This is a genomic window from Agrobacterium sp. 16-2014-1-2a, from assembly GCF_053522705.1.
Map to the genome: position 1 here is coordinate 1 of NZ_JBNWBX010000012.1, position 19,726 is coordinate 19,726.

At 56.0% G+C, this 19,726-nt stretch carries 20 protein-coding genes; 4 read left to right on the plus strand and 16 right to left on the minus strand.

The genetic code is table 11. From position 1 onward, the window contains the following. Nucleotides 1-95: 95 nt before the first annotated feature. Genes ACQZ45_RS24815 through ACQZ45_RS24850 form a run of 8 tightly spaced genes read right to left on the minus strand, consistent with a single transcriptional unit; the run spans nt 96 to nt 8,562 of the window. Nucleotides 96-1,751 carry a hypothetical protein gene (locus tag ACQZ45_RS24815; protein ID WP_448742579.1) on the minus strand — a complete coding sequence of 552 codons (1,656 nt, stop codon included), beginning with the start codon at nt 1,749-1,751 and terminating at the stop codon, nt 96-98. Further along, nucleotides 1,681-2,610, minus strand: a complete 930-nt coding sequence (locus ACQZ45_RS24820) for a phage tail tip lysozyme (protein ID WP_448742580.1) — start codon at nt 2,608-2,610, stop codon at nt 1,681-1,683. Before ACQZ45_RS24820 ends, ACQZ45_RS24815 begins: the two co-directional genes overlap by 71 nt. A 6-nt stretch (nt 2,611-2,616) precedes the next feature. Then, entirely contained in the window at nt 2,617-4,242 is a 1,626-nt protein-coding gene (locus ACQZ45_RS24825) for a hypothetical protein (protein ID WP_448742581.1), read from the minus strand. Next, nucleotides 4,242-5,807 (minus strand): tail fiber domain-containing protein, encoded by a 1,566-nt coding sequence (locus tag ACQZ45_RS24830; protein ID WP_448742582.1) that lies wholly within the window; start codon nt 5,805-5,807, stop codon nt 4,242-4,244. The genes ACQZ45_RS24825 and ACQZ45_RS24830 overlap by 1 nt, the downstream gene beginning before the upstream one ends. Then, nucleotides 5,764-6,222, minus strand: a complete 459-nt coding sequence (locus tag ACQZ45_RS24835) for a hypothetical protein (protein WP_448742583.1) — start codon at nt 6,220-6,222, stop codon at nt 5,764-5,766. The genes ACQZ45_RS24830 and ACQZ45_RS24835 overlap by 44 nt, the downstream gene beginning before the upstream one ends. After that, nucleotides 6,222-6,515, minus strand: a complete 294-nt coding sequence (locus ACQZ45_RS24840) for a hypothetical protein (RefSeq protein WP_448742584.1) — start codon at nt 6,513-6,515, stop codon at nt 6,222-6,224. The genes ACQZ45_RS24835 and ACQZ45_RS24840 overlap by 1 nt, the downstream gene beginning before the upstream one ends. Then, nucleotides 6,515-8,023 carry a hypothetical protein gene (locus ACQZ45_RS24845; protein ID WP_448742585.1) on the minus strand — a complete coding sequence of 503 codons (1,509 nt, stop codon included), beginning with the start codon at nt 8,021-8,023 and terminating at the stop codon, nt 6,515-6,517. Before ACQZ45_RS24845 ends, ACQZ45_RS24840 begins: the two co-directional genes overlap by 1 nt. After that, nucleotides 8,017-8,562 carry a phage adaptor protein gene (locus tag ACQZ45_RS24850; RefSeq protein WP_448742591.1) on the minus strand — a complete coding sequence of 182 codons (546 nt, stop codon included), beginning with the start codon at nt 8,560-8,562 and terminating at the stop codon, nt 8,017-8,019. The genes ACQZ45_RS24845 and ACQZ45_RS24850 overlap by 7 nt, the downstream gene beginning before the upstream one ends. A gap of 6 nt (nt 8,563-8,568) precedes the next feature. Here ACQZ45_RS24850 and ACQZ45_RS24855 point away from each other — a divergent pair, with 6 nt between their 5' ends. Together ACQZ45_RS24855 and ACQZ45_RS24860 are read left to right on the plus strand one after the other, a co-directional pair. Beyond that, nucleotides 8,569-9,765, plus strand: a complete 1,197-nt coding sequence (locus tag ACQZ45_RS24855) for an ATP-binding protein (protein ID WP_448742592.1) — start codon at nt 8,569-8,571, stop codon at nt 9,763-9,765. Nucleotide 9,766: 1 nt separating this feature from the next. Continuing rightward, the gene (locus tag ACQZ45_RS24860; protein WP_004431697.1) at nt 9,767-10,489 is read left to right on the plus strand and encodes a response regulator transcription factor; all 723 of its coding nucleotides are present in this window, start codon (nt 9,767-9,769) and stop codon (nt 10,487-10,489) included. Nucleotides 10,490-10,492: 3 nt separating this feature from the next. Here ACQZ45_RS24860 and ACQZ45_RS24865 read toward each other — a convergent pair whose 3' ends face one another. Together ACQZ45_RS24865 and ACQZ45_RS24870 are read right to left on the minus strand one after the other, a co-directional pair. Further along, nucleotides 10,493-11,509: a DNA topoisomerase IB gene (locus ACQZ45_RS24865; RefSeq protein ID WP_448742586.1), complete on the minus strand. Its 1,017-nt coding sequence runs from the start codon at nt 11,507-11,509 to the stop codon at nt 10,493-10,495. Between the two features lie 86 nt (nt 11,510-11,595). Then, complete coding sequence (locus tag ACQZ45_RS24870) at nt 11,596-12,825, minus strand: PQQ-dependent sugar dehydrogenase (protein ID WP_013762046.1); 1,230 nt, start codon at nt 12,823-12,825, stop codon at nt 11,596-11,598. A gap of 188 nt (nt 12,826-13,013) precedes the next feature. On the opposite strand from ACQZ45_RS24870, the gene ACQZ45_RS24875 reads away from it, so the two are divergent. Next, entirely contained in the window at nt 13,014-13,199 is a 186-nt protein-coding gene (locus ACQZ45_RS24875) for a hypothetical protein (protein WP_004431706.1), read from the plus strand. Here the strand turns inward: ACQZ45_RS24875 and ACQZ45_RS24880 are convergent, their stop codons facing one another. From ACQZ45_RS24880 to ACQZ45_RS24890, 3 genes are read right to left on the minus strand one after another with little or no spacing between them, the layout of a single operon-like run. Beyond that, on the minus strand, nt 13,200-13,826 hold the full coding sequence (locus ACQZ45_RS24880; protein WP_013762047.1) for a class I SAM-dependent methyltransferase: 627 nt from the start codon (nt 13,824-13,826) through the stop codon (nt 13,200-13,202). An 8-nt stretch (nt 13,827-13,834) separates the two neighbouring features. After that, a complete protein-coding gene (locus ACQZ45_RS24885) occupies nt 13,835-14,503 on the minus strand; it encodes a pseudouridine synthase (RefSeq protein WP_004431711.1) in 669 nt (222 codons plus the stop codon). 55 nt (nt 14,504-14,558) lie between these two features. Then, nucleotides 14,559-15,146, minus strand: coding sequence for an IMPACT family protein (locus ACQZ45_RS24890; RefSeq protein ID WP_019566553.1), 588 nt, complete (start codon nt 15,144-15,146; stop codon nt 14,559-14,561). Nucleotides 15,147-15,212: 66 nt separating this feature from the next. Between ACQZ45_RS24890 and ACQZ45_RS24895 the strand changes: the two genes are divergently transcribed. Further along, nucleotides 15,213-16,442: a TIGR03862 family flavoprotein gene (locus tag ACQZ45_RS24895; protein WP_013762049.1), complete on the plus strand. Its 1,230-nt coding sequence runs from the start codon at nt 15,213-15,215 to the stop codon at nt 16,440-16,442. Here ACQZ45_RS24895 and ACQZ45_RS24900 read toward each other — a convergent pair. The 3 genes from ACQZ45_RS24900 to ACQZ45_RS24910 all read right to left on the minus strand — a co-directional run bounded on the left by ACQZ45_RS24900 (nt 16,439) and on the right by ACQZ45_RS24910 (nt 19,495). Next, nucleotides 16,439-17,494 carry a quaternary amine ABC transporter ATP-binding protein gene (locus ACQZ45_RS24900; protein ID WP_025595241.1) on the minus strand — a complete coding sequence of 352 codons (1,056 nt, stop codon included), beginning with the start codon at nt 17,492-17,494 and terminating at the stop codon, nt 16,439-16,441. The two genes, ACQZ45_RS24895 and ACQZ45_RS24900, sit on opposite strands and share 4 nt — an antisense overlap. Next, on the minus strand, nt 17,487-18,374 hold the full coding sequence (locus tag ACQZ45_RS24905; RefSeq protein ID WP_004431720.1) for an ABC transporter permease: 888 nt from the start codon (nt 18,372-18,374) through the stop codon (nt 17,487-17,489). Before ACQZ45_RS24905 ends, ACQZ45_RS24900 begins: the two co-directional genes overlap by 8 nt. A 122-nt stretch (nt 18,375-18,496) precedes the next feature. After that, a complete protein-coding gene (locus ACQZ45_RS24910; protein WP_004431723.1) occupies nt 18,497-19,495 on the minus strand; it encodes an ABC transporter substrate-binding protein in 999 nt (332 codons plus the stop codon). Nucleotides 19,496-19,726: the final 231 nt, after the last annotated feature.

Consider the following 19,726-nt stretch of genomic DNA (forward strand, 5'->3'; position numbering starts at 1 on the left):
GCTTCGCGTTTCCGCCGGTTGCTCACACCGCGCCACTTGGCGTATTCAAAACCACCGGGGCTCTAATCGCCACTGGATGAAAGTTCAGTGGCAGGTCAGGCGGCTTCGGGAACCTGCTTTCGAAGGATTTCGTCAGGAATGTTTTGACTGACAAGATTGCCGGGATTTTTGGTGCGGGTCGTAAAGTTGTTGGCCTTGCGCATTGCCTGAATGACATCCTCACCACCTTTTTCAGCGGTTGCAGTCATATCGTCGGTCAAAGACTTGTAGAGATTGCGATAGAGTTGACCCTCTCTCGTGGGGAGATTTCTATCGAAGGCAATATCACCAATAGCCGTTCTGGCCTGCTTTAACGTATCAAATGAAGCACCCGCTTGAACGTCCGAGAGGATTGCCTCGGCTTGTTTTATCGTCGTCTCGTAGGCCGATCCGGCATTCATTTTGGCTGACTGGCCGAGTTGTTTATATTCTTCCTTGGTGTTTTTCAGAAATTGCGTGGTGTTCGGGGCCTCTGCGCCGATCCCTTGGGTTAGTCGACCTACATCGTCATAAAGTTCATTCTGTCGGCCTTTTACGATGGATTTGAAATCCTGTGCGCGCTGCTGGATTGCGTCACCAGCCTCGGCTGCAGATAGATTGCGGCCACCAGTGGTGCGGTCGATCACATCATCAAAACGCTTGCTTACATCATCGTAGATCTCGCCAACGCGATTAGACATTACGGAGTTGCCGGACAGACGGGATTGCTCTCTGGTTGCAGCGACTGGACCACCAATCATTCCGGGGGTTGGCTGAATACCGATATCACCAAATGATTGCAGGCGTTGTGCTGCCTTGGCTGCGTCGTCAGCAGGCGTTAAACCACCAATCAATCTCGATGGGCGTACGGCATCAACAGCCTTGCCTATACCGCGTGCTACTGCACCACCGACAATGGTGCCGCCTAATTCACCGGTTGCACCGATGCCAAAATCCTGAGCGGCATCGATTACCTGCTCGCCAGCGGTTCGTGTATCTTCATTTCCGAAAATCAAATTTGCGCCGCGTTGGTATATGTCGCGACCTGCAGCATATCCGGTGCCGGCACCAGCTGCTCCGGCTGCAAGCGCGCCTGTGGTGGTCCCGACAACCGGTACAACTGATCCAGCACCTGCGCCTGCGACACCACCAAGAATACCGCCACCGATTGCACCAGCCGTACCGACGATCTCAGGTGCGGCATCGCCTACATCACCCCAAGAAGGTATCCAAGATTTAACATTGAAAACCATTGCCCTGTCGGTCTCCGGGTCGCGCATAACGAACTGATCAGTGCCAACCGGCTGCGCATCAGGATAATATTTGCGAAGGGCTGTCAGGCGGTCTTCTGGTTTCGATAATGCGCCGATTTCGAAGCGCACCGAGGTCGGTACCTCTAACTCTACATCCGAAACATTGATGGGTGTTTGGTCGTCGTAATAGACGACATCACCTTCTTGTTTTGTCCAAGGCGATACTGATGCGGCGCTTGCTGGATCATATCCCGGCACATACTCGTAATCATCGGGATTGAGACCCTGGTCGATCAGTAGTTGTCTATCGGCGTCGGCCAATGTGCTATTTTGTGGAGCAGGCGTGTCGTCAAACATCACCGATTTAATTTCTTTTTTCTTCTTATTATCGGCCATCTTAAATCTCGAATTATGCTCGGCGCGTAAATCCGCCAAAACCTGCCATTCCGCCACGGCGCTTGCGTGGATCGTCGTCATCATTATTTACAAGGCTGCTGGCAAACTGGATCTCAACCGGCGCTGATCCACCTGTGCGGCCACCTTGTAGAGGCGCGACGGTCGGCGTTTTCTCGCCTGCAGCAAATGCTTGAGTAAATCCGGCCAAACCATCCACGATGCTATCTTTGCCATCGAGATCGAATCCCCATAACTGGCGCGTACCGTCCTTGTCGGTGGTGACGCCAATGGCATCATCAATACCGTTGCGAATACCACGTCCAAAACCTGCAATACCCGTTAGTTCATCGCCGTCTTTGTCGAGCATACGCGGGTCGATATTTGGATCAGTAGGAGCAGGAGTGGTTGTTGCTTGTAGCTGCGTTGCCGTGTTTGTGTTTGCCGGTTTGTACGAAGCAACTATCTGTGCTCCATCATCGCCACCAAATGTACGTGCGGCATCGGCTGCATATCGTTCGCGATTGTTATATCCGTGGCCAGCCGTGGGGTTTTCCCATTTAAAATCTTGCGGGCGCTCGTAGGAAATCATTGCGCGTGTGGCCGAAGGGATATCCGTCGCGTTGCGAAGTAAATCACCTGATCGCTTCTCTGCGCCATTTAACTCGTGATGTATGAAATCAAGTTGCGTATCCAGACTGTACACATCACGATCACTTGCTTTGGCAAATCTATGTAAATTAACTGCGCGATCCTGATTCCACTGGCCGATACCGATACTGTCCGACCCGTCTCGTCCATCGCCACGATTACGTGCGCCTGTATTAAGACTGGATTCCTGCATCAAATTACCGACGATACCTGCTGCCTGCGCGTCGGAATATCCGTGTTTTTGTTTTAGATAATTATACGCATATTGTGCGTTTTGGTTCTTCGCTATCGCCATAACCGATTACCCCCTAGGCCTTAGATGCGCAGGAAGTTGGCGCTGTCTGGATAACGGCATATTGGATTGAGGGCGATTGCCGTTGTCGCCAAATACGTTATTCGAAATATCGTCAGCCGATAGATAGTTTCCTCGGAAACCCTTTAATGTCCCGTTCTGATCGAAATAATTAAGTTTATTGATGTTTTGCTGACTGTTCGATTTGAGCATTTCTGCAAGTGCTCTAACGCGCTTGACGTTCTCATCAACCGGCAAATTCGGATTAAATGCGCGGGCCATAATCATTTCGCCCTCCCGTTCGGTAAACTGTGCACCAAGAACCTGACGCAACGTACCCTGCACAACTTCATAGGTCTTTTCTCGGGCGATTGTACCGTCAGTGTTGATGTAAGGTTTTAGGAAAGCAGGAGCGTTTTCGAGGACGATGTTGCCGGATGCATTCGGTGTCGTCTCAAGGATTCGGATTGTTTCATCAAGCTGCGCAATTTGAACCTGATTACGGTTATAATCGTTCGCAGTTGTTTCGTAATTTTTGCCGAATTCCTCGTCGCGCTTCTCCTCGCCCTTTGTTAGCTCGGGCATTCCACCTGCGCCACCGGCTCGCTTCTTGTCATCAATACGAAGCGTATTAATGACGGACTGATCGGTCACAACATTACCTGATGTATCAAGCATTGCTGTACGACCGGTCGCGGGATCGAATACCTGCGTATACAGCGCACCTTCAGGCGAATAATATGTTTCGCCTTTTTGATAATTGACTGGTTTAACGTTTGTGCCGAGCAGTTCTTGTGCTGCCTTGAATTCACCAATACCTGCGTAAAGGCTGGCAACTTGCTGTTTTTGTGTAGATGACAGACCATTAGGACCGGCATCCTGATAGATGCGGGCGATTTGGGCCTGTACCGACTTCGACTTCTCGCCTTCAGCAAGTGCGATTTCATTCGCACGTCGTTTCTGATCGATTAGAGTGCGGTCCTGCGCCGCCTTATCATAATCATCGCCCGCCTTGGCATAGGCCCCAACACCTTTTCCGAGGGCTTCGGCCCAATCCGGTGTACCTGCGCCAAGGATAGCGCCACCGGCGCGCAACATACCGTTGCTCCAACGCTTGCGATCCTCTTGATCCTGTAAACCTAGGAAATCCCAAAACGCATTCGATTTGGATTCAGGTTTTGCTGCAGCAGGCGCTTGCGACGGGTCGGTATAGGTCTCGCCAGTCAGGACGTAAGCCATAGGCGACGGGGTAGGATCAACCTGCTCATCCTCCACGACCAGAAAGGGATCGGACGTAAGACGTGCCTTCTTATCCGCCACATATGGCGCTGGTTCGGTTCGATATTGCGTAGATGAAGGACCTGCAGCGACGTTCTGGCGACCTATTTCGATAGCGGAAGCGGTGTTCGTTCGTGCCTGATCCTGCTGCTTGCGATATTGATCTGCAGCATATGCATCATCGATATAACCGGCCTGTTGTGCTTCGAGATCGGCCAAGCGTTGCGCTTCGATCAATCGCTGACGTTCAGCGGCTTCGGCTTCTTCTCGCTCTCGTTTTCTGCGTTCGTCGGCTGAGATGTTGCCGTTAAAAGTCCGGTCGGCACGGTCGCTTAGCCAGTCCCATACTGATGCCATTAATTTATGCTCGCATTGTTATTGTTATTATTTAGATCGCCAAACGCTGATGGGTGGACCCATTTGTAGCCGTCAATTTCAGTGACGAGGTCAGGTCTGAATTCTTCAATTTCCTGCGCCATCGGGCCGACATAAATTTCGCCATCACCGATGTAATTGTAGGAGTACATTTCCCAACCATTCGGGCTTTTACCTATACGGATGATGTTTTCCTTGGTACGTCGATCCGATAAGAAACCTGCGAATAACGATCCAAGTCCAAGAATATTAGACATTGCAGAGTTGCCGGGTTGTGTCGTTTGCGAGGACTGACTGTTATATCCACCGCCGTTGAGGATGTTCGCAAAATTGCTCAACTGGATAAGCGGGCCTTGCTGCTGTGCATCCCACTGCGCAATCTGGCCGTTTAGGATTTGCTGGTTGTACGCATCCTTAGCGCCACCAATCTGGCCGATTGTTTCAGCCGGAAGCAGGCTATTTTGATAGATATTACCGGCACCTTGTGCTGCTTGTAGCTGCGTATTTGCTGCGTTCTGACTTGCTGATGTACCAGCATTAGCCGCGTTAAGTGCAAGGTTCGCATTGTTCAGGTTGTTGCTGACACCCTGATTATATGCGTTTGATTGCTGGCCGAGTAGCGATGACAGATTACTGATCGACTGCTGATAATTATTGCCGAGACCTTGTGCACCCGCCATCTGCGTATTTGCATTTTGCGCGTATGAATTACCGAGATTATTAGCTGCCGATATCTGATTATTGACACCTTGATTATAGTTGGTCGACATCTGATTATTCGCCTGCAACATCGAATTGACGTCGTTGTTGTATTGGTTGGCGTACATATCAGTGGCTACCTTGCTCATCTGATTGGCAGCGGTATCGGTTGCACTATTAATCTGACTTGCAAACGCGCCAGAGCCATTGCGTCCGAGTGCTGCGGCTTGTCCAGAGAGAGTGGGTAGGGTGCTGTTCTTCAACATATCAGCGATGGATTGCTGATTATTGGCTATGGATTGCTGCAGATACTGATTGTTACCGATGTTCGCACCGGATGCCGTGGATGCAAGGAACGCATCCGTGGGGTTGGCACCCTGCGCTGCGCCAAGTGCAGACTGTGATGCACCCACGCCGGGATTGTTGCCGTTGGCTATGTTGCTGTAGATATTATTGGTCGGGTTCTGGCCATTTTGCACCTGACCGATCAACGAAGCCAGACCGCCTGCCGATGGGTCTGCACCTAGATTAAGACCGCCCATAAGATTGCTATAGGTCTGATTGGCCTGCTGGTTGGCCCCGCCGGTCTGGATCAGGTTGTTTGTCGCGGTCGCGGCATTACCCAACATTGCATTGTTGGTGGCGTTGTTCGCAACGTTCGACGCCATCTGCTGCGCTTGGAGCGTCTCACTTGACTGATTGGCAACGGTTGGGCCTTGCCATACCTGCGGTTTGCCTTGCTGGAGTGCCGTATCGTATTGTGCGTATACCGATTGTAGGTACGGTTTTGCTCCAGACCAAGGCTCAGTCTGGGTCGTCTGCGTCGTCGTTTTTGGTGATGATTGCATCGAAAAATCTCGTGAGCAGGTAGACCCTGCCTTCTTGTTTATTATTATTTATAGAGAATCCGAGCGGAGCCAGAACGCGTATCCATCCCTTTCTCCCAATCAAACAGATGCCGATAGCGCCGTGGGATTTCGCCCACTCAGCGACTATGGATTGTCCTACTAAAACGTCTGACAGATCGCCGGATGCGATGCGCACAAGGCACCATCGACTGCCGTCTGTAAGATCGATAATGATCTGGACTATCGCGATGGATTCGTTGTGGACCCACATCACGGCTTCACGACTATCGAGTAATTTCAGGATTTCTGTTTCGGTCGTGTCGTCATTTGCGATATCAATCACGTGCAGGATTTTGTCGCGGAATTTACCGTAGGTTTCGATTGCGTCTTCTGCCGTATCGACTCTGCGGATCATCAACGCACCCCGCAAAGTTGATAATCAAATACGCCAGAACCGGTTACAACAACTGACGCGGAACCTTCCGAAACTGATGATACGTAGTATGTTGCACTGGATGCCGCTGCATTGCGTGGTGATAAAACGATAACGGTTCCGCTGAAAATCTTAGGATTTTGAATCGTTATGGTGCCTGATGCGGCTACAGTAATTGATCCTGAAACATCGGATACCTGTCGTATCGTCTGGTTGATGATGGAGCGCAGATTGCTCTTATCATCGATATTGCTGATGGGATTAATGGTCGTCATCAGCGACCTCCCGCAGCTACTGCATCCACTTGCAGGGCAGAGATTTTGTCCCAATTGCCTGACACCGTTACGCGGATCGAATGGTAGCGTGCCTGTGATCGGACATAGGCGTAACCGGTAGCGACGGTCGTGGGGTAGGCGCTACCCCAATTGAGTCCCTCATTTGGCAGTTGCTTACTGCCAATCGTAATTTGTGCCGTGCCGTCCGATTGATAGACTGGTCGTACAGCCGTTATTGTAGCGCGGTCGTGCTTGGCGTCTTCAAGACTTGCCGAGATCTGCATTTCAGCGGTCTCGATGGCAGCGGTCATTACAGGACCGCTCAGAGTGTAAACCTTGCCAGATACGTCTAAGCCCCAGACAATCTCGTTCCCGCCTGCCCAAATGTTGGAGTCGAAGGAGGCTGGTACATTGTCAATGGAGCCGTACGCATTGAGTCCATCGATAGTCCACGGCTGAGATTGTGACTGATATAGATACGCGGATCGAGCGTCCGCTTGCGACCATTCTCCGGTCACGTAATTGTAGATAATGCTCTTATCGGGTTGCGAGTTCGTGGCTGACTTTGAGGCGTAAGTCCATATGATCAACGGTTCCGTTGGATCGGAGACGACAGTCATCAAATGCCAAGCGGATGTATCGGCATCATCGCTAAAATAACGGTCTACCTTGCCTGCGCCAATCGGTGCAATCTGCCCGGATTTAAAACTATAAAACCCGTCGCCTGCGTAAAAATAGGTGATGCCATCAACGGTAATAATGGATGATGGTACAGAGCAACCACGACCTTCAACGACCGTCGAAAATTCGAAAATCCACGGCGTCCCGATATAGTGCTGCCGCACAATGGCGTTCTCGCAAAATATCCAGATGTCTTCATCTGCGACGAGGCCGGTCACCGCGCCGACGTTTCGCAAGTCCTGATAATCAGACTGTGTGGCCTGCGAATATGACCAGTCGAAAGGATTATTAATGGCGCTCCATCTAACACGGCTCGGCTGTGCAGCATCGAAAGCATCCATCGTATTTGCGACGACGACAAAGCCCCGATGGGAGACGATATACCGGGCGCGAACGAGTGTCGTTAAATCGGCAAAATTGCCGGTGTCATCCATATTAATGTACTGGATGTTATCACTGTAGTTTGTCGTGATAATCGAAGCGGAATATTGGATTGAATTCCAGCGCTCTTGCTCGGTCGTTGTGTAGCCAGCAGGACGAGATTTATTCAGCCAAGTGTTGGTCGCAGGATTGAAGAGATTTAACCTCGCCGATGTACCGCAGTACACGCGGGCATTACCGAGGCTGTCCGCTCCTATCATCAATCCACGAGCGGGCGTGTCGAGTGCGGTTGATGCATATAGCGCAGCGGATTTTAACGGCAAATACGTTACCGTTCCTTGTGCATTACCCATCGATGGCGCGACATTATTCGCAGTTTTCAAACCGGGATTGCTGATGTCCGCAGCGTCAGGTCGCCAGTGCGGTAAAGGTATATCTATTACCACTGCGTTACCTCCCTCTGGATCGGATTGGTGACGGACGTTCCCTGCTTATGATCTTCGAGAAGCGCGTTGATGGCCTCCATCATCGAGGCTTTGGCGTCGGCTTCGGCCTCTGCATCCTTTGCCCATTTGTATAATCGGGACAGGACGCCGTAGAGATATACGGACGGATAATATGTCAGCAACCAGTTGCTATTAGCGGTCGACGTAAGGGCAGGGACACGCGCATAATATGCGATGGTCGCTTTGCTAATCGGATTGACCGACCGGAAATTTAATAGATTGCCGGATTGATAATAGGTGATCTGGTCGGGATAGATTTTTTTATCAAAAATACCGACTGGTGTGGGTGTTTTTCCATCAACTGCAATTGCGCGTGTTTTTATGTGGTCAGATGGAAGGGTGACAATACCGCTGCTATTGATGTTGATTGTGGCTTCGGTTTCTGCACGATAGTGGATCAGAAATGGTGCGATATCGGACTCAGATAACCGGAGGAGGGTTACTAACAATTGAATACGCCAAAAAGCGCTCTTTTCCATCACTACATGGGCATTTCGCGGCTGCTCGCCGGGCAGCTCGAATTCAACGCCATCATTCAGGCGGTCGCTACCGAAATCACCCATATCATTCCTCACGTCCACATGGATGTCTGCATCAAGCAGCTGGATGACAAATTTCACATCGCCTATGAAAGCGGTCTGGCAAGCGCCTGGAGCCGCCAGCCGCCCGCCCTTCTGTCCGGCAGTCCCATCCGTTCCGTGCTCTCGGGCGAGGTGGAATATCTTTTGAGCGGCGATGCCTGCGTCGATCCGCGCTTCCATTTCGAAGGTGCATTTTCCAGCCCGATCATCGAGCTTGATCTGCATAGCCGCCTGCACGTGCCGATGAAGGTGCATGGCGACATTATCGGTGCGCTCAGTTGCTCCTCGCACCAGTCGGATGCCTATACGATGGAGGATGTCGCCAATGCCCGCGCGGTTGCGGATTTGCTGGCGCCCTATTTTTACGCCATCCGCGCCGCCGAACAGGCCAAACGGTCTGCGATCGAGGAGGCGCGCGCCAATGCCCGCGAGGAGGGGTTGCGGCTGGGTGCCCTGCAATTGACCGAAGCGCTGGAGGCCGAGCGGCAGCGGATCGGCATGGATTTGCACGACCAGACGCTGGCGGACCTGACGCGGCTTGCACGGCGCATCGAGCGGATGAGCCACGCATCGGACGTGTCGGGCGAGATGCTGGAACCGGTGGTGCGCAGCCTGCAGCACTGCATGCAGGATCTGCGCGAGATCATTGAGGAGGCGAAACCCTCCATCCTGCAATTGTTCGGCGTCGTGCAGGCCATCGAGACCTATGTGGATCGCTCCGTGCGCGACAGCGGCTCTTCTATCGACTGGTCGGTTACAGACGAGACGGACGGGCTTGTTGAGACACTCGACAAGACGGTTGCCATCTCGCTGTTCCGCATCGTGCAGGAGGCGGTCAACAACGCCATCCGTCACGCGCAGCCGGAAACGATTTCGGTGACACTGTCGTTGACGGATGGCGGGTTGCGGGTGACCGTGAGCGATGACGGTAGCGGCCGTGGCGAGGGGGCTGTTTCTGGTGGACTAGGCATCGGCAACATGAAAACGCGGGCACGGCTGATTTCAGCCAGATTCGATATTGGTGGCAATGGCAAAGACGCTGGAACCCGCATTACCGTGACGTTGCCGGAAGGCGCTTTCGACCGGCGGGAGGAAATATGACATGGATGTGCTGATCGTTGAGGACGATGCGCTACACCGCGCCTATCTGAACGAGGCGGTGAGAGCCGCCCTGCCGGAATGTGACAAGGTGCTGGAGGCGGCAAACGGCAGAACCGGCGAAAAGCTGGCGCGGGAAAATCGCGCCGCCCATATCGTCATGGATTTGCAGATGAACGAACGCAACGGCATCGAGGCGGCGCGCACCATCTGGAAGGAGCGGCCGGACACCCGGATCCTGTTCTGGTCCAACTATTCCGACGAGGCCTATGTGCGCGGCGTTTCCCGCATCGTGCCCGAAGGTGCTGCCTATGGCTACGTGCTGAAATCAGCATCTGACGACCGGTTGCGGCTGGCGTTGCGCAGCATCTTCATCGAGGCGCAATGCGTGATCGACAGGGAAGTGCGCGGCCTACAGGAAAAAAGCCTCGGCAAGGCGCATGGCTTCACCGATTCCGAATATGAAATCCTTGTTGATGTTGCGCTGGGCCTGACGGACAAGGCGATTGCTCGCCGCCGTAACCTTTCGTTGCGCAGCGTGCAGAACCGGCTTCAAAGCCTCTACGAAAAGCTGAACGTCCATCAGGCGGCCGGTGATGACGAGGCGGAAGGCCGTTATAATCTTCGAACCCGCGCCGTCACCGTCGCTTTCCTGCGCAAGCTGTTGAATTACAGCGCGCTCGAAAGGGCCGAGCGGGAATTGGGCGAATGGGCGACTGGCCGCTGATTATCACGGCAGGAAGGCAAGCAGACGTCTTTCATCGGCCCTAAGGCCCGAGACCGGCTTTGCGCCCACCTTCAGAATACGGCCAAGCTTCTTCTGCGCCTTCTCCTCCGTTGCTATATCGAGAACGGCGGGATGTACGTAGCTCTTGCGGCAAATGGCGGGTGTGTTGGACAGTTCCGTCGCCGCTGCCTGACACATACCCTTGGTGCTGGGTTTTTCGCCCGCAGCCACATGTTCCATCGCATGACAGAAGGCCGCAAGCGTTCCGCCCCAGGTACGGAAAGTCTTGGCGGAAATGCCTTGTCCGCCGACGCGGGAAAGATAGGCGTTGAGATCGCTTGAATCGACGGAGTGAACCTGGTTTTCACTGTCCTGCCAGACGAACAGCTCCTTGCCGGGCAGATCGGCGATTTCCTCGAGGATTTTTTGGAGGCGCGGGTGGCGCAATTGACGCTTCACCTTCTGCCCGCCCTTGGCTGCAAAGCGCAGTTCGATTGTCTCGCCGAAGGACACGTGGCGCTTGAGCAATGTGGTTGCGCCATAGGTACCGTTGGTTTCGAGATAAGAACGGTTGCCGACACGCAGATAGGCGGCATCGAGAAGCAGCGTCAGGGCCGCCAGTGTCATGTCCTGACCGTGATCCTGTTTTGCAATGTCAGCCATCGCGCGTCGCCGGATGGCGGGCAGCGCCTTGCCGAAGCTTTTCAGCTGAAAGAACTTCGTCTCACCGCGCAATGCGTGCCAGTCGGGATGGTAACGATATTGCTTTCGCCCGCGCGCATCGAAGCCCGTTGCCTGCAAATGCCCGGATGGGTCGATGCATATCCAGACATCTTTGTAGGCAGGCGGGACGCCGAGCGATTTGATGCGCTTCAACTCCACGTTATCGGACAGAAGTTCGCCGCCCGGCAACCGGTAACAGAAACCGCGCCCGCGCCTTTCTCGGGCTATGCCCGGCTCCTGATCGTTGACATAGGCGAGTCCGATTTTGGCAAGAAGGCGGGTGGGCGGTTGTGGCATCGTTTTTTCCGGCAGGTTTAAGGTTGCAGGAAACGAGAAACAGGCCGCCTTCGTTCCGGCGGCCTGCTGTTCCGGTCATGACTTTCTCAGCCGGCCTTGGCGATCCGCAAAATTTGCGAGTTGCCGCCGCCGCGCTCTTCGGTCACGGCATAGACGGCCCCATCCGGACCCACTTTCACATCACGAATGCGCGCTTCCAGCGGCAATCGGCTTTCCGTCGCAACCTTGTCGCCGTCAATGTGCAGGATGACGAGGCCCTGGCTCACCAGACCGCCTACGATGAAGGCTCCCTTCCACTCGGAAATCTGGTCGGCGTCGTAAAAGGCCATGCCGGACGGGCCGATGACGGGGTCCCAATAATAAACCGGCTGTTCCATGCCTTCCTTGGCGGTGGCACCTTCGCCAACGGACCGACCGCTATATTCGACACCGTAGGTGATGACCGGCCAGCCATAATTGAGGCCCGCCTTCGGCAGGTTCATCTCATCGCCGCCTTTCGGGCCATGTTCCACTGTCCAGAGCCTGCCCTGCCCATCCAGTGCTGCCGACTGGAGGTTACGGTGGCCATAGCTCCATATCTCGGGGAGGGCGTTCTGCTGGCCGGCGAAGGGGTTGCCCTCGAAGGCCTTGCCTTCGGCATCAATGCGGAAGACCTTGCCAAGCCCGCTCGACAGGTCCTGCGCCTGCACACGCGGCGTTGCGTCTGAACGTTCACCGACGGTGACGTAGAGCTCGTTGTTCTGGCCGAAGACCAGGCGGGAGCCGAAATGCTTATCACCATCATAGGTCGGCATCTGGCGGAAGATCACCGAGACGTCTTCCAGTTTTGCTGCTCCACCCTCTTCGGTCAACTTGGCCGATGCGACGGAGGTGCCGTTGCCGCCATCCCGTGGCTCGGAAAAAGAGAAGAAGATTTTACGGGAGGTTTCGAAATCGGGAGCCAGCGCGATGTCGAGCAGACCGCCCTGTCCGTCGGACGCCACCTCCGGCACGCCCGCGATGGCAGGGCTGGCTTTCCCGTCTGCGACGATGTGCATTGCGCCTTCCTTGGCCGCTACGATCATGCGGCCATCGGGCAGGAATTCCATCGACCAGATATGCGGTAGGCCCTCGGCAATGACGGTTTTTTCGACATCCGGCTGAGTGGCGGCTTGCGGCGCACGGGTCTGACCCTCGAAAGCCGGTTTCTGATCCGGCGCATTGGGCCGTTTCGTCTCGACTGCCGGGGCGGTCTGTGCGTGGGCGGCGCCGGCAAGTGGTACGGCCAGCAGCGCGAATAGCATCGTCGAACTCAGAAATCGGTTGTTGCGGAACATGGGTCTCCCTTCCTTTGTCTGCATCGGGCAGAGAACCATTTGGGGAGGAATTCGTTTCTTGCGATAGTTTCAAGAAAACTTGATGAGGCCGTGTACGGGCGGCATCCTCTTTTTTCATCCATGTAAACTTACAGGGAACCGCAAGCCCACGCCTACGTTTTCCCCCTGGTTACACGGAGGGCGCCGCCATGCAGATCATCGACAACAAGAACATAGACGGGAACAGAGCCAAGCCAATTCTCAATGTTGCGGAGTTTTGCCGCCGTTACCGGCTGGACAAGGCCGAAGAGACACGGTTGAGAAGGCTGTTCGGAGAATTCGCATCCCGGCACGAGCTTTTAATGAACGCTCAGCGCAAGCCGAATTTCCGCTGATCATTCCTCCGGATCGAGAGATTTTCCGAAAATCATGAAAACATCATATCGGGTGTTCTTTCCCGTTATCTGGTGCGAAGGCTTGCGAATGCCGGGCATAGGTTCGGCGCGCAGAGGCCATTTTAGAACCACCCGCTTCGTCGCATGTTCAAGCGCAGCCTCCATAAGCTCTACCTGATCGGGATCGGATCCCACCAGTTCCCGCAGCACCCGCATCTCCTTTTTCACCAGCGCCGTGTTGTGGCGCGGCGGATGCATTGGGTCAACGATCACCACCTCCGGTGAAAGTTCTTTCAGCAGAAGCCGGGAATCGCCCTGCAGCAGCGTCATGCGGGAGGCAGCCTCGGCATAGGCTCCACCCGCCTCCAATGCGCGGCGAATGCCGTCAGCAAGGTGGGCGTGCATACCGGGTGAACGCTCTATCAGCGTAACTTCGGCTCCGAGTGACGCCAACAGAAAGGCATCGCGCCCGAGCCCTGCCGTAGCATCGACGATTTTTGGCGTGCGGCCTTTGGTGAAGCCCGCGGCCTTCGGCAGAGCCTGTCCGCGCCCCTCGCCGGAGCGGAAACGGTGACCGACCGCACCGCCAACAAAATCCACCACGAAGCTTTCGTCTTGTTCTTTCATCGCAGGCCTCAGAAGGGGCAGGGCACGGTATAGGTGACGTCGCGGCCATCCGGGTGACGAAAGCCCACCGCCTCGGCATGCAGCATAAGACGCGGCGCGGCGGCGAGCGCTTCACCTTCTGCATAAAATTCATCGCCAAGGATAGGGTGGCCGAGAGCCTTCATATGCACCCGCAATTGATGGGTGCGGCCGGTGAGAGGGGCAAGTGCGAGCCTCGTGGCGGGAAGCGGCAATCTTTCCAGCACGCGCCAAAGGCTTTGCGCCGGCTTGCCATGGTCGTGGTCCACCCGGTGGCGGGGCTTGTTCTCGGGGTCGATCGCAAGTGGCAGGTCCACCTTGCCCTCTTCACCCTCGACTTCACCCCAGACGACGGCAACATAGGATTTGCGGGTCTGGCGGTTCTCGAACTGGGCGGCGACGGTCGCGTGCGCCTTGCGGTTCAGGGACATCAACACGATGCCTGATGTATCCTTGTCCAGCCGGTTGATCATCAGTGCTTTTGGAAACTGTTTCTGCACGCGCGTCAAAAGACTGTCGGAGAGCGCGGGATCGCGTCCCGGCACCGAAAGAAGTCCGCTCGGCTTGTCCAGCACCAGTAGATCGTCATCCCGGTGCACGATAGTGAGCCACGGTTCGAGCGGCGGATTATAGACGGGGTTGGAAAGCTCAGATGACATTGCGCTTCCTTAGCACAAATCGGGCATGGGGCCAGATGCCCACCGCGCAATATGATTAGTCCGGAATATGAAGATTGACGCGGCCACTGGTCAGATCGCTGATGAGCCGTGTCAGACGCTCGGCTTCCTCTACGGGAACCGAAAGCTGCATATCCGCGCCGGTGCCGGTGAAGTCCTCCTTTTCCACTCGCAGGTTTTGCGTGGCGGCGAGGCGCGATTTTACCAGGGCCAGATCGGAGAACGGGCAGCTCAAGGTCGCGCTGACATAGGCGATGACCGGTGACGTCTCGCCAAGCCGAAGGCAGGCCGCCGCCGTGCCGCCATAGGCGCGCATGAGGCCGCCGCTGCCGAGCAGAATGCCGCCGAACCAGCGGATGACGAGGACCGCGACATTGTCCAGGGCCTGACCGTCGATAGCCTGAAGGATTGGCTTTCCCGCCGTGCCGGAAGGCTCGCCGTCGTCACTGAAACGATAGGTCTGGCCGGTTCGCCATGCCCAGCAATTGTGGTTTGCGTCGAAGTCAGAATGCGCCGCAAGGAAGCTTTTCGCATCCTCCTCGCCAGTGACAGGTGCTGCAAAGGCAATGAAGCGGCTTTTCTTGATATCCTGCGAAAAGGTGACGGGTCGGTCGAGCGTGAACATGCGCGCTTAAATATCGCATATATTCGCGCGCGGAAATCGGTATAAGGCCACAATGGCGAAGATGCGATGGAGCGGGTTTTGAAGAAGGCAAGGCAGGTCGCGATTGTCGGCGGCGGGCCAGCGGGCCTGATGGCGGCCGAAGTGCTGTCTGCGGCTGGCCATGCCGTAACGGTGTTCGAGGCCATGCCGACCGTCGCGCGCAAATTGCTGATGGCCGGAAAATCCGGTCTCAACATCACCCATGCCGAAGACTACGACATTTTCCTCCACCGTTTTGGCGACGCGGAGCAAAAGCTGCGCGCCGCCCTCGATGATTTCACGCCCGGCGCGCTGCGTCACTGGGCGCAAGGTCTGGGGCAGGAGACCTTCGTCGGCACGTCAGGTCGGGTGTTTCCGACGGTCATGAAGGCCTCGCCGCTGTTGCGGGCATGGCTTGCCCGGCTGGAGGCACACGGCGTTATCATCAAGACGCGGCATCGCTGGATGGGTTTTTCCGCAGACGGGCTGGTTTTCGCGACACCGGAGGGCGATGTCTTCATGAAGGCCGATGCCGTTCTTCTGGCGCTCGGCGGCGCAAGCTGGCCGCGTCTGGGTTCGGATGCGGCATGGGTGCCGGCACTCGCGGCTGAAGGCGTGGAGCTTAACCCTTTCCGCCCCGCCAATTGTGGCTTTGATGTCGATTGGAGCGATGTCTTCCGGCAGCGTTTTGCCGGTGAGGCGTTGAAATCCGTCACCACCATTTCCCCGGCCGGAGCGTTTCAGGGTGAGTTCGTGGTGACGCAGCACGGCATTGAGGGCAGCGTCATCTATGCCCATTCCGCCGCACTTCGCGACCAGCTGGAACACACGGGAAAGGCGACACTCGCTGTCGATCTGGCGCCGGGACGTACCGTGGAGCGCCTTGGCCGGGATCTGGCAAAGCTTGGCCGCAAGGAGAGTTTTGCAAACCGGTTGCGGAAGGCCGTGGGCCTCTCCGCCGTCAAGGTCGGACTTCTGCGGGAAATCTTTCACGATATCTCGGCGATGCCGGATGATCTGGTCGCCGCAAGAATCAAACATGCGGAGATACCGCTTGCACGGACGAGACCGATTGCCGAGGCGATTTCATCGGCTGGGGGCGTTGACTGGCAAGGTATCGATGAGAACTACATGCTGAAAAAACTCCCCGGCATTTTTGCTGCCGGGGAAATGCTGGACTGGGAGGCGCCGACCGGCGGTTATCTGCTGACCGCCTGTTTTGCCACTGGCAAGGCCGCCGCCAAGGGCATGACCAAATGGCTCGACGGCTTGGCCTAACCGGCCTCGGCCAGTTTTTTTTCCGCGCTTGGCGTGGTCCTGACGAGGCAGCGCATGATGGCATCCGTGGTGACGGAGCCGAGTGACTTGCCGTTTTCGCCGATGATGACGGCACTGCCGACATCCTCCCTGACGAGCGCGCGCAAGCCTTCCTCGACGGTCATGTCCGCATCGAGCTGAAGACGCGACTGGCCGGTAAACTCCGGCTGGACGATGGCGCCGAGACGAATGACCCGGCCACGATTGACCTCTTCCACGAAGGCTTCGATATAGCTGTCTGCCGGACTCATGACAATTTCGGCGGCCGTACCCTGCTGGATGATCTCGCCGTCGCGCAGAATGGCGATCTTGTCTCCCAGCCGAAGGGCCTCATCCAGATCGTGGGTGATGAAGACGACGGTCTTCTTCAGCTCTTTCTGCAATTCCAGCAGCACTGTCTGCATGTCGACGCGGATGAGTGGATCAAGTGCCGAATAGGCCTCGTCCATCAGCAGGATTTCGGCGTTGTTGGTCAGCGCGCGGGCGAGACCCACGCGCTGCTGCATGCCGCCTGAAAGCTGGTTCGGATAATGGCTCGAAAAGCCTTCCAGCCCCACCCGCTTGATCCAGACGTCGGCTTTTTCTTCCCGCTCGCCCTTGTCGACGCCCTGCACCTCAAGGCCATAGACGACGTTTTGCAGCACGTTGCGGTGCGGCAGCAGGCCGAATTTCTGGAATACCATCGCCGTCTTGTGGCGGCGGAATTCCAGAAGTTCCGCTTCGTTGAGGCGACAGACATCCGTTCCGCCATAAAGGATTTCTCCCGCTGTGGGGTCGATCAGGCGGTTGACGTGGCGGATCAGCGTCGATTTTCCCGAGCCGGAAAGGCCCATGATCACGGTGATCTGCCCGCCCGGCATGGTGATGTTGATGTCGCTGAGGCCGAGCACATGGCCGTGCTTGGCGTTCAGTTCCGCCTTGGACATGCCGCCCTTCACGGCGTCGATGTAGTTCTCCGCCTTGGAGCCGAAAATCTTGTAAAGGCTGCGGATTTCGATCGATTGACTAGCCATGCGCCACTTCCCGGTGTTTTTGCAGGCGAAGGCCGTAGGCCTGGCTGATGCGGTCGAAGATGATGGCGATGCCGACGATTGCCAGGCCGTTGAACACACCGAGCGTGAAATACTGGTTGGCGATGGCCTTCAGAACTGGCTGGCCAAGGCCCTGAACACCTATCATGGAGGCGATGACGACCATGGCGAGCGCCATCATGATTGTCTGGTTGATGCCTGCCATGATGGTGGGGAGTGCAAGCGGTAGCTGCACCTTGAAAAGCTTCTGGCGCTTCGAGGAACCGTAAGCGTCTGCCGCTTCCAGCACGTCCCGGTCAACCATGCGGATGCCGAGATTGGTAAGCCGGATCATCGGAGGAATGGCGTAGATCACCACGGCGATGACGCCCGGGACCCGGCCGATGCCGAGCAGCATGACGACGGGAATGAGATAGACGAAACTCGGCATCGTCTGCATGACGTCGAGAACGGGGTTCACGATACTCTGCAGGCGGTTGGACCGCGCCATGGCGATGCCAATCGGCAAACCGATCACGATCGAGAGCACGGCGCAGACGAAGATCATCGAGATCGTCTTCATCGTGTCTTCCCACATGCCGAACCAGCCGATGGCAAAGAGAATACCGCAACATAGTCCAACAATGGTGGCGCTGCGGCTGGCAAACCAGGCGAGTACGCCGACAATAAGAATAACGACCGGCCAGGGGGTGCCGATCAAAAGCCTTTCCGCCCAGATGAGGAAGCTCTGGAGCGGTGTGAACAGCCCCTCTATCGTGCCGCCATAGGCTCTGGTGAAACCCCGAAACCCCTCGTCGATCACTTTCTTCAGCGCACGCAGGGCATCATCATTCATGGTCGGAAATTTGAAAAGCCAATCCATATCCTGTTCTCCACGACGAACCGGGGCCGGCGGGCAATATCCGCCGCGCTCCGGAACTTAAAAACGGCCGGGCGCCGCCATTGGCGGGCCAAGCTGTCGACCACATATGTCGTGCCGCCCTTTTAGAGGGCAGCCTTGACCTTTTGCGCGACGTCGGGGGAAACCCAGCCCGTCCACAGAGCCTCGTTTTCCTTCAGGAAGTGTTTCGCACCATCTTCGCCGGTTGCCTGATTGTCGGTCATCCAGGCGATCAGCTTGTTGACGGTGTCGTTGGTCCAGGCGCGTTTGTTCAGATAGTCCATGGCCGGGCCGGCGCGGTCGGCAAAGGTCTTGCTGACCAGCGTCTGCACGTCGTCAACCTGCCATGCATTGGGCTTCGGGTCCGCGCAATCGGCAACCGAGGTGCAGCGCTTCCATTCGGCAGAGTCATATTCCGTGCCGAAGCCGAGCTTCACCATCTCATATTTGCCGAGCAGCGAGGTCGGAGCCCAGTAATAGCCTACCCACGGCTGTTTCGCTTCGTAAGCCTTGGCGACCGAGCCGTCGAGACCTGCGGCAGAACCGGTGTCCACCAGGGTGAAGCCAGCCTTTTCACCACCAAAAGCCTTGAAAAGCTGGGCGGTGACGACGGTGCCGCCCCAGCCCTGCGGGCCGTTGAAGACGGCGCCCTTTGCCTTGTCTTCAGGCGAGGGGAAGAGCTCGGGATGCTTGAAGAGATCAGGAATGGTCTTGAGATCGGGGTTTGCATCGGCGACATATTTCGGGATCCACCATCCCTGCACAGCGCCGTCCGACAGGATCTTGGCGGCCGCCACGACCTTGCCGCCCTCAAGTCCCTGTTTGACGATTTCCGGCTGCAGGCTGACCCAGGCCTCCGGCGCGATATCAGGCTGGCCCTTTTCGGCCATGGAGGTCAATGTCGGTACGGTGTCGCCTGTGACGATTTCAGCGCTGCAACCGTAACCCTTTTCCAGAATGATCTTGTCGAGATTGGCGGCGACTTCAGCGGATTGCCAGTTCATGCTGGCGATCGTGACGTTTCCACAGTCCGCAGCAAAGGCTGCACCGCCTGTAAGGGCGAAGCCGGCGGAAAGAATTGTGGCACCCAAAAGTATTTTCATTTTTGTTCCCTCTGGTCGCGGTGTGCGAAGACCCGGGCGCTGACGGCACCGCGACCGCCAGCACCCGCATTGAGCGTTAATAATTACTTTGTTGCCGTTCCGTTTGCGGCAGTTTTTGGCGTATTGAGGATGGCAATCGTCAATCAATCATCACGCTTGTGGGGTGCTTCTGCGAAATTTGCGGCGTGCGAATTCCCCAGTCTTGCCGGTCGCGCTTCTGAAAAGCCGTGA

Bases quoted from the DNA above. Each gene is read 5' to 3' on its own strand.
- ACQZ45_RS24840 (WP_448742584.1), bottom strand. From the start codon at position 6,515: ATGACGACCATTAATCCCATCAGCAATATCGATGATAAGAGCAATCTG.
- ACQZ45_RS24820 (WP_448742580.1), bottom strand. From the start codon at position 2,610: ATGGCGATAGCGAAGAACCAAAACGCACAATATGCGTATAATTATCTA.
- ACQZ45_RS24885 (WP_004431711.1), bottom strand. From the start codon at position 14,503: ATGTCATCTGAGCTTTCCAACCCCGTCTATAATCCGCCGCTCGAACCG.
- ACQZ45_RS24855 (WP_448742592.1), top strand. From the start codon at position 8,569: ATGGGCATTTCGCGGCTGCTCGCCGGGCAGCTCGAATTCAACGCCATC.
- ACQZ45_RS24835 (WP_448742583.1), bottom strand. From the start codon at position 6,222: ATGATCCGCAGAGTCGATACGGCAGAAGACGCAATCGAAACCTACGGT.
- ACQZ45_RS24880 (WP_013762047.1), bottom strand. From the start codon at position 13,826: ATGAAAGAACAAGACGAAAGCTTCGTGGTGGATTTTGTTGGCGGTGCG.
- ACQZ45_RS24875 (WP_004431706.1), top strand. From the start codon at position 13,014: ATGCAGATCATCGACAACAAGAACATAGACGGGAACAGAGCCAAGCCA.
- ACQZ45_RS24830 (WP_448742582.1), bottom strand. From the start codon at position 5,807: ATGCAATCATCACCAAAAACGACGACGCAGACGACCCAGACTGAGCCT.
- ACQZ45_RS24825 (WP_448742581.1), bottom strand. From the start codon at position 4,242: ATGGCATCAGTATGGGACTGGCTAAGCGACCGTGCCGACCGGACTTTT.
- ACQZ45_RS24870 (WP_013762046.1), bottom strand. From the start codon at position 12,825: ATGTTCCGCAACAACCGATTTCTGAGTTCGACGATGCTATTCGCGCTG.
- ACQZ45_RS24815 (WP_448742579.1), bottom strand. From the start codon at position 1,751: ATGATGACGACGATCCACGCAAGCGCCGTGGCGGAATGGCAGGTTTTG.
- ACQZ45_RS24865 (WP_448742586.1), bottom strand. From the start codon at position 11,509: ATGCCACAACCGCCCACCCGCCTTCTTGCCAAAATCGGACTCGCCTAT.
- ACQZ45_RS24850 (WP_448742591.1), bottom strand. From the start codon at position 8,562: ATGGAAAAGAGCGCTTTTTGGCGTATTCAATTGTTAGTAACCCTCCTC.
- ACQZ45_RS24905 (WP_004431720.1), bottom strand. From the start codon at position 18,374: ATGGATTGGCTTTTCAAATTTCCGACCATGAATGATGATGCCCTGCGT.
- ACQZ45_RS24900 (WP_025595241.1), bottom strand. From the start codon at position 17,494: ATGGCTAGTCAATCGATCGAAATCCGCAGCCTTTACAAGATTTTCGGC.
- ACQZ45_RS24890 (WP_019566553.1), bottom strand. From the start codon at position 15,146: ATGTTCACGCTCGACCGACCCGTCACCTTTTCGCAGGATATCAAGAAA.
- ACQZ45_RS24910 (WP_004431723.1), bottom strand. From the start codon at position 19,495: ATGAAAATACTTTTGGGTGCCACAATTCTTTCCGCCGGCTTCGCCCTT.
- ACQZ45_RS24895 (WP_013762049.1), top strand. From the start codon at position 15,213: ATGGAGCGGGTTTTGAAGAAGGCAAGGCAGGTCGCGATTGTCGGCGGC.
- ACQZ45_RS24860 (WP_004431697.1), top strand. From the start codon at position 9,767: ATGGATGTGCTGATCGTTGAGGACGATGCGCTACACCGCGCCTATCTG.